General features: G+C 70.8%; 14 protein-coding genes. 4 read left to right on the top strand and 10 right to left on the bottom strand.

Features of this window, described 5'->3' with window-relative positions:
* The first annotated feature begins 52 nt into the window (after nucleotides 1-52).
* Nucleotides 53-637 (top strand): TetR/AcrR family transcriptional regulator, encoded by a 585-nt coding sequence (locus ACFY2Q_RS11555; protein ID WP_387129371.1) that lies wholly within the window; start codon nucleotides 53-55, stop codon nucleotides 635-637.
* Nucleotides 638-697: 60 nt separating this feature from the next.
* On the opposite strand, the gene ACFY2Q_RS11550 is transcribed toward ACFY2Q_RS11555, so the two are convergent.
* Both ACFY2Q_RS11550 and ACFY2Q_RS11545 read right to left on the bottom strand, forming a co-directional pair.
* Nucleotides 698-1,594 (bottom strand): GNAT family N-acetyltransferase, encoded by an 897-nt coding sequence (locus tag ACFY2Q_RS11550; protein ID WP_387129369.1) that lies wholly within the window; start codon nucleotides 1,592-1,594, stop codon nucleotides 698-700.
* Between the two features lies 1 nt (nucleotide 1,595).
* The gene (locus ACFY2Q_RS11545) at nucleotides 1,596-2,009 is read right to left on the bottom strand and encodes a RidA family protein (RefSeq protein WP_387129367.1); all 414 of its coding nucleotides are present in this window, start codon (nucleotides 2,007-2,009) and stop codon (nucleotides 1,596-1,598) included.
* 156 nt (nucleotides 2,010-2,165) lie between these two features.
* Here ACFY2Q_RS11545 and ACFY2Q_RS11540 point away from each other — a divergent pair, with 156 nt between their 5' ends.
* Complete coding sequence (locus ACFY2Q_RS11540) at nucleotides 2,166-2,855, top strand: hypothetical protein (protein WP_387129366.1); 690 nt, start codon at nucleotides 2,166-2,168, stop codon at nucleotides 2,853-2,855.
* 71 nt (nucleotides 2,856-2,926) lie between these two features.
* On the opposite strand, the gene ACFY2Q_RS11535 is transcribed toward ACFY2Q_RS11540, so the two are convergent.
* From ACFY2Q_RS11535 to ACFY2Q_RS11510, 6 genes are all read right to left on the bottom strand, one after another.
* The gene (locus ACFY2Q_RS11535; protein ID WP_387129364.1) at nucleotides 2,927-3,934 is read right to left on the bottom strand and encodes a LacI family DNA-binding transcriptional regulator; all 1,008 of its coding nucleotides are present in this window, start codon (nucleotides 3,932-3,934) and stop codon (nucleotides 2,927-2,929) included.
* A gap of 22 nt (nucleotides 3,935-3,956) precedes the next feature.
* Complete coding sequence (locus ACFY2Q_RS11530; RefSeq protein ID WP_387129363.1) at nucleotides 3,957-5,336, bottom strand: GH1 family beta-glucosidase; 1,380 nt, start codon at nucleotides 5,334-5,336, stop codon at nucleotides 3,957-3,959.
* Nucleotides 5,333-6,166 (bottom strand): carbohydrate ABC transporter permease, encoded by an 834-nt coding sequence (locus tag ACFY2Q_RS11525; protein ID WP_387129361.1) that lies wholly within the window; start codon nucleotides 6,164-6,166, stop codon nucleotides 5,333-5,335. The genes ACFY2Q_RS11530 and ACFY2Q_RS11525 overlap by 4 nt, the downstream gene beginning before the upstream one ends.
* Nucleotides 6,163-7,158, bottom strand: a complete 996-nt coding sequence (locus tag ACFY2Q_RS11520; RefSeq protein ID WP_387129360.1) for a carbohydrate ABC transporter permease — start codon at nucleotides 7,156-7,158, stop codon at nucleotides 6,163-6,165. The genes ACFY2Q_RS11525 and ACFY2Q_RS11520 overlap by 4 nt, the downstream gene beginning before the upstream one ends.
* A gap of 66 nt (nucleotides 7,159-7,224) precedes the next feature.
* Nucleotides 7,225-8,532 carry an ABC transporter substrate-binding protein gene (locus ACFY2Q_RS11515; RefSeq protein WP_387129359.1) on the bottom strand — a complete coding sequence of 436 codons (1,308 nt, stop codon included), beginning with the start codon at nucleotides 8,530-8,532 and terminating at the stop codon, nucleotides 7,225-7,227.
* A gap of 192 nt (nucleotides 8,533-8,724) precedes the next feature.
* The gene (locus tag ACFY2Q_RS11510; RefSeq protein WP_387129358.1) at nucleotides 8,725-9,486 is read right to left on the bottom strand and encodes a maleylpyruvate isomerase family mycothiol-dependent enzyme; all 762 of its coding nucleotides are present in this window, start codon (nucleotides 9,484-9,486) and stop codon (nucleotides 8,725-8,727) included.
* Between the two features lie 69 nt (nucleotides 9,487-9,555).
* Here ACFY2Q_RS11510 and ACFY2Q_RS11505 point away from each other — a divergent pair, with 69 nt between their 5' ends.
* Nucleotides 9,556-10,638 carry a UDP-N-acetylmuramate dehydrogenase gene (locus tag ACFY2Q_RS11505; RefSeq protein ID WP_387129356.1) on the top strand — a complete coding sequence of 361 codons (1,083 nt, stop codon included), beginning with the start codon at nucleotides 9,556-9,558 and terminating at the stop codon, nucleotides 10,636-10,638.
* A gap of 33 nt (nucleotides 10,639-10,671) precedes the next feature.
* Here ACFY2Q_RS11505 and ACFY2Q_RS11500 read toward each other — a convergent pair whose 3' ends face one another.
* Nucleotides 10,672-11,463 (bottom strand): class I SAM-dependent methyltransferase, encoded by a 792-nt coding sequence (locus ACFY2Q_RS11500; RefSeq protein WP_387129353.1) that lies wholly within the window; start codon nucleotides 11,461-11,463, stop codon nucleotides 10,672-10,674.
* A gap of 25 nt (nucleotides 11,464-11,488) precedes the next feature.
* On the bottom strand, nucleotides 11,489-12,256 hold the full coding sequence (locus ACFY2Q_RS11495; RefSeq protein WP_387129352.1) for an SDR family oxidoreductase: 768 nt from the start codon (nucleotides 12,254-12,256) through the stop codon (nucleotides 11,489-11,491).
* 217 nt (nucleotides 12,257-12,473) lie between these two features.
* Between ACFY2Q_RS11495 and mshA the strand changes: the two genes are divergently transcribed.
* A complete protein-coding gene (gene mshA, locus ACFY2Q_RS11490) occupies nucleotides 12,474-13,838 on the top strand; it encodes a D-inositol-3-phosphate glycosyltransferase (RefSeq protein WP_387129350.1) in 1,365 nt (454 codons plus the stop codon).
* Nucleotides 13,839-13,869 lie beyond the last annotated feature (31 nt).

Genomic DNA, 13,869 nt, shown 5'->3' with positions numbered 1-13,869 from the left:
GGGCGGAGCGCAGGACCGGCTACGTCCATCCGAAACAACAAGGGGGACGGGCGTGCCGAAGATCCAGGCCTCGACCGTCGCCGAGCACCGGGCGTCCCAACGCGCCGCGCTGCTCGACGCCGCCCGCACCCTGCTGTCGAAGCACCCCGAGCAGATCCCTGGTCTGGCCGAGGTCGCCCAGCACGCCGGTCTCGCGCGATCGAGCGTCTACTCGTACTTCAAGTCCCGCGCCGACATGTTCGACGCCCTCGTTACCGACACGTTCCCCAGGTGGTCGGCGTACGTCGAGAAGCGCATGGACGCGGCCACCACGCCCGGGCAGAAGGTCCAGGCGTATGTGGATTCCAACTTGCAATTGGTTGCCCGGGGCGATCACGCGCTGGCTCGCGCGTTGGCGTCGGCCGGCAGCAGCGAGGCCCTCGCCAGCTCCAGCCGGCTCATGCACGACCGCCTGGAAGCGCCGCTGCGCGCCGCGCTCACCGACCACGGCTCATCGGACCCGGTTCGCATGGCCGAGTTGGTCCAGTCGATCGTCTACGCCCTGAGCCGGATGATCGAGGGAGGGCATTCCCTGCGCGCGGCGACACGCCTCGGCCGTGAACTTCTCAGCCCCTACCTCGACGGCGACAGCGCCTGAGACCCCAGCCCCAGCCCCAGCCCCAGCCGCAGCCGCAGCCGCAGCCGCAGCCAGGTCAGGTCAGGTCAGGTCAGCCAGGCAGGACCACTCGGCCGCGACCGGTCGGTAGCCCAGTCGTGAGTTGATCGCCAGCATCGGCGCGTTCGCCTCGTCGTTCGACGTGTACGCGACGCGCACACCCGCAGCGGCGGCCCGGCGCAACGCCGCCGTCTTGGCCAGCCGGGCCAGACCGCGACCCCGGTACGCCGGGACGCTGCCGGTGTAGTCCGACCACATCCGGTCACCGTCGCGCTTCACCAGGCTGAAGGCGGCGATCTCGCCGTCGACCTCGGCGGCGGTGCTTGCCGTCTTGTCCAGCCCGACGTTGTCCCAGACGTCGTACTGCCAGCTCTGATAGCTGACCGCGTCGACAGGCACGTCGCCCGGCTCGTCGACTGCCGACGCCACGTCCGCCGCGTAGAGCAGGTGTGGGTCCAACTCGGCGATCGGGCGCAGTCGTACGCCCGGGGGCGGGTCGGGGAGCGCGGGCGCCGGGTCGAGGTCGAGCGCCGAGAACCGCAACTCGCGGCTCGGCTCGAAGCCGTGCCGGTGGGCGAAGGGGAGCGCGTCCGCCTGCGCCCAGACCCGCACCCGGCGGACGCCCAGCGGGGTGAGGTGCCCGGTCGCGGCGGCCAGCAGCGCGGTGCCGATGCCGCGACGCCTGTACTCCGGGTGCACGTGCAGCAGGTTGATGTTGCCGAAGTTCGCTGTCGAGGTCGTGTTGTTGGGTTCGGCCGACACCCAACCGACCACCCGGTCGTCGACCTCGGCCACCAACGCGGTCCAGCCCGGGCTGGGTGGCGGGTTGGCGATCATCTTGTGGGTCGACTCGACCCCGCGCACCAGGTACGGGTAGACAGCCGCCCGTAGCGCCACCACAGCCGCCGCGTCGTCCGGCCGCGCCACACGGATCCGCATGTCAGGCCCCCGTCCATACGGCGGCGACGGCCTCGACCTCGACGAGCTGGTCGGTGTAGCCGAGCACGGCGACTCCCAGCAGGGTGCTGGGCGGGTCGTGGTCGCCGAAGGAGTCCCGTACGACCTCCCATGCCTTCACGAGATCCGCCTGCTCGGACGACGCGACGTACACAGTGGTCTTGACGACGTCGGTGAGGGAGGCGCCGGCCGCCCCGAGGGCGGTCTCCAGGTTTCTCATCGCCTGCCGGGCCTGCGCCGCGTGGTCGCCCGGCGCGACGGTCAGTCCCTCGGCGTCGAGCGGGCATGCGCCGGCGGTGAACACCAACCGGGCGGGTGGATCGACGGTGGCCGCGTATGCGTACTCGGCGACGTCGGAGAGGGCGGGGACGTGCAGCAGCGCGACAGCTTCCGGCATGTCGGCGAGGCTAGCGACGATCGGATGCCTGAGCGACGGATTAATGCGAGACCCCATCCCAGCCTTCGGGGGGAAAGCCAGAAACTGAGTCCAGGGCCAGACCGAAACCGACTAACCTCCTGTATCTACTGATAACAGTACGATTACGGGGGAAACGTGAGAGCAGTACTCGTCAAACTCGCCGCAACCGGGGCCATGGCCGGTGCGTTTCTGGTTGCCTCGGGAGGGGCGGCGCTTGCCCAGCCGACCGACCCGACCCAGCCGGTGCCTCAGGCGAGCACCGTCGACATCAACCCGGGCAACGTCCCCACGACCGCGGCCGCCTTCACGCAGGACTGCGACCCGAACCTCGGCGGCGGACCGTTCCCGGACCAGGACGTGTGGGTGTTCAACCTGCCGGGCAACCCACAGACCTCCGGTGATTTCGTCTCTGTCACCGGCACGTGGAGCATCCCTGACGACGGCACCGTGACCCGGACGATCCCCACCGACGGCGGGGCGATCGTCACCGACATGGGCACCAGCAAGGCGTGGATCCGGCTGCCCGCCGGCTGGACGCTTACCGATGCCACAGCGGTGATCACCGGTACGGCCGACTTCTTCGTGCTGACCCACACCTGTGCGGCCAGCGGCCAGCCGACGACGCCGCCGCCGACCACGCCGCCACCCACCACCCAGCCTCCCACCAGCGCGCCGCCCACGGCCACCCCGACGAAGAGCGAGCTGCCGATCACCGGCACGTCGGCGGGGACCGGCCTGATCCCGATGGCCATCCTCGGCGTCGGGACCTTGGCGCTCGGCGTCACGCTGATCGCCGTGCGCCGTCGCCGGGACGCCCAGAGCTGATCGGCCAGCACGGGCATCGGCCCCGCAATCACCAGCGGCCATAGGGGGCTCTCCTCCACGAGGAGAGCCCCCTATGCCGAGTCGCGCAGGATCAGCTCGGTGGGGAGCATGATCGCCTGCTCGATGGTCTCGCCGTCGGCCAACCGGAGGAGCTGCCGAGTCATCCGTCGGCCGAGCTCCACGATGGGCTGGCGGACTGTGGTCAGCGGCGGCTCGGTGTACGCGGCCGTCTCGATGTCGTCGAAGCCCACCACCGCCACGTCCTCGGGCACCCGCCGGCCGGCCTCGCGCAGTGTGCGCATGGCGGCGTGCGCCATCAGGTCGGAGGCGGCGAACACGCCGTCCACGTCGGGGTGCTCGCTGAGCAGCCGGCGCATGGCCGCCGCACCGGATTCGCGTGTGAAATCGCCGACGGCGACCAGCTCGGGCAGGCCGGCGGCGGCGACAGCATCCCGGTAACCGCTCAGGCGTTCGATGCCGGCGACCATGTCCTGCGGACCGGCGATGGTGGCGATCCGTCGGCGACCGTTGTCGATCATGTGGCGTACGGCGGCGGTGACCCCGCCGACGTGGTCGACGTCCACGTACGGCACGGGCACGTCGCCGAGCGGTCGGCCGCTGCACACCACAGGAATGCCGAGCCGGGCCAGGATCCCGGGCAACGGGTCGGCGCCGTGCAGCGAGGCGAAGAGCACCCCGTCGACGTGCCGGCCGGTAGTGAACCGTTCGACCCGGTGGTGCCCGGCGGGGGAGCCGGCGAGCATCAGCACGAGCTGCTTGTCGGCGGCCTCCAACTCCTGGCTGACGCCCCTGATGATGCCGGGGAACACCTGGTCGTCGGAGAAGACCCGGGTGGCCGCCTCCGGCATGACCAGGGCGATGGAGTCGGTGCGCTGGGTGACCAGGCTGCGGGCGGCCAGGTTGGGCACGTACCCCAGCTCGGCGACGGCCCGGTTGACGGCCTCCCGGATGGGTTCGGCGACTGTGGTGGAGCCGTTGACCACCCGGGAGACGGTGGCCCGGGACACCCCGGCCCGTGCCGCCACCGCCTCCAACGTCGGCCGTTGCGCCGTCGTCATCGCGACTCCCCACCCCCGCTCGTCACAGCCCGTTCCGGGAGATCACCTCCTGGTACCACCGGGCGCTGGCCTTCGGTGTGCGCCGCTGGGTCAGGTAGTCGACGTGCACGATCCCGAACCGCTTGCGGTAACCCTCCGCCCACTCGAAGTTGTCCAGGAACGACCATACGAGATAACCGCGCAGGTCCACGCCCCGGGAGATCGCTTCGTGCGCGGCACGCAGGTGCCCGTCGAGGTAGGCGATCCGGTCGGTGTCGATCACCTGCCCCGGCGCGCCGGCCTGGTCGACGCCCGGCTTGTCGGGGAACGCCGCGCCGTTCTCGGTGATCAGCAGCGGCACCCCGGGATAGTCGGTGGCGATCCGTTCGAGCAGGCGGGTCAGCCCGGCGGGCTCGATCATCCAACCCATGTCGGTGAGCGGCCCGGCTGGCGGCAGGAAGTGCACAGCACCATCGGTGCCCGGGTACGCGCCGTTGCCCTCGCCGTCGGGTCGACCGGCGACGTAACTGGGTGCGTAGTAGTTGATCCCGAGCAGGTCGATCGGGGCGGCGATCAGCTTCTCGTCGCCGTCCCGGATGAACGTCGGTTCGACGATGCGGGCCACGTGCTCCCGTACGTCCTCCGGGTAGCCGCCGGCCAGCAGCGGGTCCAGGAAGATCCGGTTGTGCAGGCCGTCGACGAGGCGGACCGCTGCGGCGTCGGCCGCGCTCTGCGGGTCCGCCGGCCGTACGTCGGCAGGGTTGAGTGTGATGCCCACGCTGCGCGCGCCGGCCGACCGCAGCGCCCGCGCCGCCAGGCCGTGCCCGAGCAGCAGGTGGTGTACGGCGGTGAACGCCGCGGCCGGGTCCTGCTCGCCCGGGGCGTGCACCCCGTTGCCGTAGCCGAGGTACGCCGAGCACCACGGTTCGTTGAGCGTGGTCCACACGTCCACCCGGTCGCCGAGGCGGGCGTAGACGGCGGTGGCGTACGTGGCGAAGTGCTCGGCGGTGTCCCGGTTGGTCCAGCCACCCCGGTCGCCGAGGGCCTGCGGCAGGTCCCAGTGGTAGAGGGTGACGATCGGGTCGATCCCCCGGGCGAGGAGGGTATCGGTGAGCCGGTCGTAGAAGTCCAGCCCGCGCGGGTTGACCGGGCCGGTGCCGTCCGGCTGGATCCGGGGCCAGGCGACCGAGAACCGGTACGCCCGCAGCCCCAACTCGGCCATTATCGCCACGTCGTCGACGTACCTGTGGTAGTGGTCGCAGGCGACGTCGCCGGTGTGGCCCTGGTAGACCTTGCCTGGTGTGCGGCTGAAGGTGTCCCAGATGGACGGGCCGCGTCCGTCGTCGCGGGCCGCGCCCTCGATCTGGTACGCGGCGGTGGCCGCACCCCAGAGGAAATGCTCGGGAAACCGGAGTTCGTTCACGCCTTGACCGCACCTTCCATGATCCCACCGATGATCTGCCGGCCGAACAGCACGAAGACCAGCAGTAGGGGCAGTGTCGCGATGGCCGTCCCGGTGAACACCTGGGACATGTCCTGGTAGTAGCCGTCCGACAGCGCCCGCAGGGAGAGCTGAACGGTCGGGTTCGCGGGGTCGTTGAGCACAGCGTACGGCCACAGGAAGTCGTTCCAGGTGGTCATGAACGTGAGCAACCCGAGCACGGCGGCGGCCGGGCGCAGTGCGGGCACCACCACGTGCCACCAGATCCGGGCGGTGCCGCAGCCGTCCATCCGGGCCGCCTCGATCAGTTCGTCGCTTATCGCCTGACCGGCGTACTGCCGCATCATGAACACCCCGAACCCGGTGACCAGCACCGGGACGATCACGGCGGGCAGCCGGTCGTTCCACTGGAGCTTGCTCATGAGCATGTAGAGCGGGATCACGCCGAGCTGGGTCGGCACCATCATCGTCGCGATGATCACCAGCAGCAGCGCGTTGCGACCCCGGAACCGCAGTTTTGCGAAGGCGAAACCGGCCAGGCTGGAGAAGAACACCACGGAGACGGTCACGGTGGTGGCCACGACCACCGAGTTGATCAGGCCGGTCAGGAAGTACGCGTCGGCGTTGTCGAAGAGGCGGGAGATGTTCGCGCCGAGGTTGCCGCCGGGGGTGACCGGGGGCGGCAGTTGGCCCATCGCGTCGTTGGTGCGGCTGGCGACCACGAACATCCACCAGATCGGAAAGATCGACAGGCCGGCGGCGACCACCAGGGCCAGGTAGGTGAGCGGGCTGGCCCGCCAGAGCCGGCTCATCGGGTGACTCCCTTCCGGGCGCCCGAGCGGGACCGGCCCAGCCGGCGCAGCACCAGCACGTTGACAGCCGCGACGACCGCGATGAGCGCGAAGAGCAGCCAGGCGACCGCCGACCCGTACCCGAAGTTGTAGTGCGGCGCGAATGCGTTCTCGAACATGTACATGGTCAGGGTCTGCGACTCCCGCATTGGTCCACCGCGGATCGGGTTGGTGCCGGAGTGGAACATCCGGGGCTCGGTGAAGAGCTGCAACCCACCGATGGTGGCGATGATGGTGCAGAAGATGATCGTCGGCTTGAGCATCGGCACGGTGACCGACCAGAACTGCCGGACCCGGCTGGCGCCGTCGATCGCCGCCGCCTCGTACAGGTCGCGGGGGATGGCCTGCATCGCGGCCAGGAGGATCAGCGCGTTGTAGCCGGTCCACCGCCAGTCGACCATTGCGGAGATTGCCACCCAGGAGGCGATCCGGTTGGACTTCCACTCGATCGCGTCTATCCCGACCAGGTCGAGCGTCCAGTTGATCATGCCGAACTCGCGGCCGAAGAGCACCCCGAACACGATCGCCACGGCGGCGGTGGAGGTGACGTTCGGGACGAGCACCGCCATCCGCCAACCGGTACGCCCGCGCAGCCCTCGGTTCAGCAGGTTCGCCAGCCAGAGCGCGGCGAGCAACTGCGGAACGGTGGAGATCACGAAGATGCCCATTGTGTTGACGAGTGCGTGCCAGAAGTCGGTGTCGGCGAGCAGCCGGGTGTAGTTCTCCGCGCCGACGAACGGGTGGTCGGTGCCGAGCAGGTCCCAGTCGTGAAGCGAAACCCAGAAGGTGTACGCCAGCGGGTAGGCCCCGAAGACCGCGAAGATTAGGAAGAACGGGGCGATGTAGAGGTACGGCGAATAGCGGGTGTCGAGCCGGCTGAGTCGGCCCGTCGATTGACGGTGTGGCCCGGCTGCGGGTGCGGCGGGCGGGCGGGCGTCGAGCTGGACGGTCATGCCCGGGAACTCCTCTCACCGTGCGGGCGGGCCTCCGGCGACAGGGGACCCGCCCGCACGCTCGGGCTACTTGGCGGCGGCCTTCTTGGCGTTGGTCACCGCGTCCGTCCAGCCCTGCGCCGGGTTGCGCTGACCCAGCTCCACGGTCCGCACGGCGTTCTCCACCTCGGTGCGTACGGCCTGGTTCTTGGGGCCCATGTAGACCGGCTTGAGGCTCTTCGCGCCCGCGCCGAAGATCGTGCCGACCGGTGCTCCGGAGAAGTACGCGTTTGTCGCACCGGAGATCGCCGGGTCGTCGAGCGCCTGCGGCGAGGAGGGCAGCGGACCCTTTGCCTTGAACGCGCCGATCTGGCCCTTGGCGCTGGTCAGGAACTTGGCCAGCTCGATGGCCTCGGCCTGGTGCTTGCTCTGCTTGGGCACGGCGAGGTGCGAACCGCCCCAGTTGCCGCCGCTACCGGGCGCCTGTGCGATGTCCCACTTGCCCTGGGCGCCCGTACCGGCGTTGGCCTCGATGACACCTGTCATCCAGGCGGGGCAGGCGATGGTGGCGAACTTCGACTGCTTGAAGGCGGACACCCATTCCTCGGACCAGGAGCCGTACTTGCCGGAGAGACCCGAGTCGACGATGTCCATAGTGGTGTCCCAGGCCTGCCGTACCGCAGGGTTGCTGTCGACGACCAGGTTGCCGCTGGTGTCGTAGTAGCTGTAGCCGGTGGTGTTGCCGGCGGTCTGGAGCAGGATGGTGTTGAACGTGTTGGTGGCCGCGTCGAGGAAGGACGCCCCGGTCTTGGCCGCGACGAACTTCTCGCCGGTGGCGACGTAGTCCTGCCAGGTCGGCCACAGCTTGGAGACGGCGTCGCGCTCGGTGGGCAGGCCGGCCTTCTCGAACAGGTCCTTGCGGTAGCACATGGCGATGCCGCCGACGTCGGTTCCGAGGCCGATGAGCTGCTTGCCGTCGGCGGTCAGCCCGGCGTTCCACTTCCACTCCAGGAAGTTGCCCTTGAGGTCGGCGGCGCCGTGGTCCAGCAGGTTGACGAAGTTGTTGGGGTTGGCCTTGTACTCGACCATCAGGCCTTCCTCGATGGCCACGATGTCACCGGCGCCCCGACCGGCGGCGAGCCACTGGGTCAGCTTGGGTGAGTATTCGTCGAGGTTGCTGCCGGTGCCCCGTTCGACGATCTTCACGTCGGGGTTCGCGGCCATGTACTCCTGGTAGAGCTGTTCGTAGCCGAACTGACCGAAGACGTCGACGGTCAGCGTGATCGGCCCACCTCCTTCGGCGTCGTCGCCACCGCCGCAGCCGGCGGTGACGAGGAGGGCGGTGGCGGCGGCGACGGCCACCGCGGCGAGGCGGCGGCGTGGGAAGACAGCCATGGGATATGGACCTCTCTCAAGGTGGTCAGGTGATGGCGGTAGCCAAGAGAGCGCTCTCACGCCAGGGTGGTGTCTCCTCGACCCCCTGTCAAGAGAGCGCTCTCTTGGGCGCTGGCCTACCTCGCTGACGCGACGAGGGCGCCACCCCGTCGGGATGACGCCCTCGTCGAGCCCGGTCGGCCCGTTAGCAGGTCACCGGGTACGCAGACCGTCCAGCAGAGCGCGGTCGCCGGCCACGTCGAGCGTGTCGAAGCTGATCCGCCCCCAGAGAGCCAACAGCAGGTCGCTCGCGGTGCCGCTTACCTGCGCACGGGCGTGGTGGTCGTCGTGGTCGAAGATGGTCGCCGTGTCCAGCAGCGCCACCCCCTCGCCGCGCAGCCGCAGAAACCACTGCTGCTCCGCGTCGGTCGACGCGAGCTGCACCACCCCGTGCCACTCGCCCGGCTGCCGCCGCCGGCCCGCGGGCAGCCAGGTGTCGAGCACCTCGCTCACCCCGTCGGCCGCCAGCTTGGCCTCGACCGGCTCCCCGGCGGCGATGGCGAGTTGGGCGTCCCAGCGGTGCACCGCCGTCTCGTGCGCCATCCGGCGCGGCCAGAAACCCGCCCTCTTCGGCTGCGGCGCCCAGTTCCACGCCGGCGCCTCCGGGTCGAGCCCGTCGAACCGGGTCATCAGCTGGTCGTACCCCTGCTGCCAGAGCTGGAGCGGGCTCACACCCGGCGGCATCTCCGCCCGCTCCGGGCGGGGCGGCGGCGCGCTCGTCTCGCCAGAGGTGACAAACGAACCTACCCAGTGGTAGAGGCCGGCGAGGTGCAGGGTGAGATCACCGACCGTCCAGCCGGGACAGGACAGCACTGGTGTCTCCGGCGACGCCTCGGCGACCGCCGCGGCGAACGCCGGACCCTCGGTCCGGAGTGCCCCAATCCAGAAATCCTTGCTGCCCTGCAGTCTGCTCATCGCGATCCTCCCGGGGGTGCCGAGCGACCAGTGGGTGCTGCGGCTGCACATCAGCCTAAGGTGAGATACGTGTCAGACGCCTATGCCCAGCCGACAACCGAAGCCGATCGTGCCACCCCGGCTCCACTGGCCCATCACACCACGCTGCGGATGGGCGGGCCAGCCAGGCAGATCGTGACGGCGGGTGACGCCGACGAACTCGTCCGGGCGGTCCAGAGCGCCGGCGACCCGGTCCTGATCCTGGCCGGCGGCAGCAACGTGGTGATCGGCGACGCCGGCTTTCCCGGCACCGTCGTGCTGGTGCGCTCCCGGGGCCTGCGGGTCGTCGCCGAGGACACCGAAACCGTCACCGTACGTGTCGAAGCCGGCGAGCCGTGGGACGACCTGGTCGCCACCACCGTTGCCAACGGCTGGGCCGGTCTGGAATGCCTCTCCGGCATCCCCGGCTCGACAGGCGCCACCCCGATCCAGAACGTCGGCGCGTACGGCCAAGAGGTCGCCGAGACGATCACAGGGGTCGAGGTGTACGACCGGGTCGCCGGCACCTGTCAGGCGATCCCGGCCGTCGACTGCGGGTTCGCCTACCGGGGCAGCATCTTCAAGTACCAGACCCGCTGGGTCGTGCTGTCCGTCGACTTCCGGCTCGCCCGGTCACCGCTCTCCGGCCCGGTGCGCTACGCCGAGTTGGCCCGGGCGCTCGGTGTCGAGGTGGGCGACCAGGTGCCGCTGGCCGACGCCCGGGCGGCGGTGCTGCGACTGCGCGCCGGCAAGGGCATGGTGCTCGACGCGGCCGACCCGGACACCCGCTCGGTCGGCTCCTTCTTCACCAACCCGGTGCTCGACCGGGCGACGTACGAGCTGCTCCGGGAGCGCGCGACCGACCTGGGCGAGCCGCCGGCCTGGCCCGGCCGCGACGACACGGTAAAGGTGAGCGCGGCCTGGCTGATCGACAAGGCCGGCTTCACCAAGGGGCATCAGGGGCCGGGCGGCGCGGCCATCTCCGGCAAGCACACCCTCGCCCTCACCAACCGCAGCGGGACGGCCAGCACCAGCGACCTGCTCGCCCTTGCCAACACCATCCGCGACACGGTGCACGGCCGCTTCGGCGTGACCCTGCACCCCGAGCCGGTCCTCGTCAACTGCGACCTCTGACAACCACCGGCCCCTGCCTGCCGGGCCGTCCGGTCAGTCGGGCGGTGGCCAGGGGAGGGTCAGCTCACCGTGGCGCCAGCGGCGCGGGCCGTGGAGGATGGGCCAACCCGTCTCGCGCAGGTGGGTCACCGATCGCAGCCAGCGTTGGCGCGGCCCGAAGGCGGCGTAGGGGGCGGCGGCCCGCCAGGCATCGTCCAGCGCCCCGATCAGGTCGTACACCGGCTCACCGGGAACGTTGCGGTGGATAAGCGCCTTGGGCAGCCGTTCGGCCAGCTCGGCAGGGCTGCCCAGGGTGGTCAGTTTCGCGGCAAGCGTCAACGTCTGAGGACCGTCGGCGTCGATCAGCAGCCAGCACGCGAGCCGGCCCAACTCGTCACAGGTGCCCTCGACGATCGCGCCACCCGGGGCGAGCGTGGCGGTCATCGTCCGCCACGCGTCGGGCACCTCGCGCTCGTCGTACTGTCGCAGGACGTTGAACGCGCGGACCAGCACCGGCCGGAGCCCGGCCAGCTCGAAGCCACCCCGGGCGAAGGTCAGGCCCGGCGGGTCGGCGGCCGGTGTCGCGGCGGCCACCCGAGCCGGGTCGATCTCCAGCCCGACCAGGCGTACGTCCGGACGGACCCCGGCGGCCAACCGCGCCCGCAGCTCCACGGCGGTCACCGGGGTGGCGCCGAAGCCGAGATCGACCACGAGCGGGTCCGCCGCGGCCCGCAGCCGGTCCGCGCAGGTGGCGACGATCCAGTTGTCCACCCGGCGGAGCCGGTTCGGGTTTGTGGTGCCCCGGGTGACCACGCCGAGTGGTCGGCGTCGCGCCGTCCCGCTCATCGCGACCTCCCGACAACCGTGCGCCTCACGGGTTGACGCGGTGCACCTTGTGCTGCGCGGCCTGCGCCCTCGGCCGTACCACCAGCCGATCCACGTTCACATGCTCGGGCCGGGTGGCGCACCAGGCGATGCAGTCCGCCACGTCCTCGGCGACAAGCGGCCCGGGCACCCCGGCGTAGACGGCGGCGGCCCGGTCCGCGTCGCCCTCGAACCGGACCAGCCCGAACTCGTCGGTCTTCACCATGCCCGGGTCGATCTCGATCACCCGCAGTGGCCGGCCGCACAGCTCCAACCGGAGCGTTCCCGCGATCGCGGTCTGCGCGTGCTTCGCCGCTGTGTAACCGCCGCCGCCCTCGTAGACGGTCAGCCCGGCCGTGGAGGAGACCACCACGATGGTCCCCGAGCCGGACGCCTCAAGCGCGGGCAGCAGCGCCTGGGTCACCCGCAGCGTGCCGAGCACGTTGACGTCGTACATCCACTGCCAGTCGTCGATCGAACCGGATTCCACCGGGTCGAGGCCGCGCGCGCCGCCGGCATTGTTGACAAGCAGGGTGACAGGCCCGGGTGCCCGCGCCGCCGCCTCGGCGAGCCCGGCCACCGACTCGTCCGAGGTGACGTCGCAGGTCACCGCGGTGGCCTGACCTCCGGCGGAGGTGATCTCAGAGACCAGGCCGGCGAGCCGGTCGGTACGGCGGGCGGCGGCGAGCACGTGGAAACCGTCGGCGGCGAGCCGGCGGGCGGTGGCCGCCCCGATCCCGCTGGACGCTCCGGTGACGATGGCGACAGAGGTCATCGGATCATTGTCGCCTCGGCCGACCGACAGGTTCCGCCCGGGCGTGGATGTGAGCGTTAACGGGCAGAACAGGGATGGACGTGATGAGGTCCGTCACCCCGGCGGCCCTCGCTGACGAATTTCCGTGGCCCGCTGGGGAAGATGACGTCCGGCGTACCGGTTGACCGAGAAGCGCCGGTCGTGCGGGACGGCATTAACCGTGGCAGAGGGAGCGGACGTGGCGGAAATGCACACCGGTGTCGGTCGTCAGCGAGGTATCCAACCGTGGCCCCGGCCCCGTCGCATCGCCACCCTGTCGGTGCACACGTCCCCGTTGCACCAGCCCGGCACGGGCGACGCCGGCGGGATGAACGTCTACATCCTGGAAGTCGCCCGGCGGCTCGCCGAGGCAAACGTCGAGGTGGAGATCTTCACCCGGGCCACCTCCGGCGACCTCCCCCCGGTGGTCGAGATGGCCCCCGGCGTGCAGGTTCGCCACATCACCTCCGGTCCCCTGGAAGGGTTGACCAAGGAGGAGTTGCCCGGCCAGCTCTGCGCCTTCACCGCAGGGGTGCTGCGCGCCGAGGCGTCCCGCCCGCCCGGCCACTACGATCTGATCCACTCCCACTACTGGCTCTCCGGCCAGGTCGGTTGGCTGGCCAAGGAGCGTTGGGGAGTGCCGCTCGTGCACACCGCTCACACCCTGGCGAAGGTCAAGAACGCCCAGCTCGCGGCCGACGACCGACCGGAGCCCAAGGCCCGGGTCATCGGCGAGGAGCAGGTGGTCGCGGAGGCGGACCGGCTGGTCGCCAACACCCGGGTGGAGGCCCGCGACCTGGTCGAGCGGTACGACGCCGACCCCGCCCAGGTAACAGTCGTGGAGCCGGGCGTCGACCTGGCCCGGTTCCGGCCCGCGCCGGGTGACAGGTACGTGGCCGCACGGGCCGCCCGTCGCCGGCTGGGGCTGCCTGTCGACGGATACCTGGTGGCGTTCGTCGGCCGGATCCAGCCGCTGAAGGCACCGGACGTGCTGATCCGCGCGTTCGCCGCGCTGCGCCAGCGCGACCCGGCCCTGGCCGACCGGGTGACAGTGGCGATCTGTGGTGGGCCCAGCGGCAGTGGCCTGGACCGGCCGACCGCGCTTATCGAGTTGGCCGCCACGCTGGGTGTCGCCGACCGGGTCCGTTTCCTGCCGCCGTGCACCGGCGACGACCTGCCGGCCCTGTACCGGGCCGCCGACCTGGTCGCGGTGCCGTCGCACAACGAATCCTTCGGGCTGGTCGCGCTTGAGGCACAGGCCTGCGGTACGCCGGTGCTGGCCGCCGCCGTCGGCGGGCTGGTAACCGCCGTGCGGAACCAGGTGAGCGGGGTGCTCATCGACGGGCACGACCCGGTGGACTGGGCCCGCGCCCTGGGTCGCCTGCTTCCCGACCGCGCCCGCAGGGCAATGCTGGCCCGGGGCGCCGAACAGCACGCCCGGCACTTCTCCTGGGACCGCACTGTCTCCGGCCTGCTCGACGTGTACGGCGAGGCGATCGCCACCCGTCGAGCGCGACTCGCCGCCGACCTGGCCGGTGACCCCGCGCTGTCCTGCTCCTGGTGACGACGGCACCCGTTGCTCATCCGGTGCGCCG

It is taken from the genome of Micromonospora sp. NPDC000316, assembly GCF_042898885.1.
Taxonomy (GTDB): Bacteria; Actinomycetota; Actinomycetes; order Mycobacteriales; family Micromonosporaceae; genus Micromonospora.
This window is presented reverse-complemented; position numbering and strand designations above follow the sequence as displayed.

What these genes read in the sequence shown, in the direction of transcription:
- ACFY2Q_RS11520 (WP_387129360.1), bottom strand. Translation starts at nt 7,158, where the DNA reads ATGACCGTCCAGCTCGACGCCCGCCCGCCCGCCGCACCCGCAGCCGGG.
- ACFY2Q_RS11550 (WP_387129369.1), bottom strand. Translation starts at nt 1,594, where the DNA reads ATGCGGATCCGTGTGGCGCGGCCGGACGACGCGGCGGCTGTGGTGGCG.
- ACFY2Q_RS11510 (WP_387129358.1), bottom strand. Translation starts at nt 9,486, where the DNA reads ATGAGCAGACTGCAGGGCAGCAAGGATTTCTGGATTGGGGCACTCCGG.
- ACFY2Q_RS11535 (WP_387129364.1), bottom strand. Translation starts at nt 3,934, where the DNA reads ATGACGACGGCGCAACGGCCGACGTTGGAGGCGGTGGCGGCACGGGCC.
- ACFY2Q_RS11495 (WP_387129352.1), bottom strand. Translation starts at nt 12,256, where the DNA reads ATGACCTCTGTCGCCATCGTCACCGGAGCGTCCAGCGGGATCGGGGCG.
- ACFY2Q_RS11515 (WP_387129359.1), bottom strand. Translation starts at nt 8,532, where the DNA reads ATGGCTGTCTTCCCACGCCGCCGCCTCGCCGCGGTGGCCGTCGCCGCC.
- ACFY2Q_RS11525 (WP_387129361.1), bottom strand. Translation starts at nt 6,166, where the DNA reads ATGAGCCGGCTCTGGCGGGCCAGCCCGCTCACCTACCTGGCCCTGGTG.
- ACFY2Q_RS11545 (WP_387129367.1), bottom strand. Translation starts at nt 2,009, where the DNA reads ATGCCGGAAGCTGTCGCGCTGCTGCACGTCCCCGCCCTCTCCGACGTC.
- ACFY2Q_RS11500 (WP_387129353.1), bottom strand. Translation starts at nt 11,463, where the DNA reads ATGAGCGGGACGGCGCGACGCCGACCACTCGGCGTGGTCACCCGGGGC.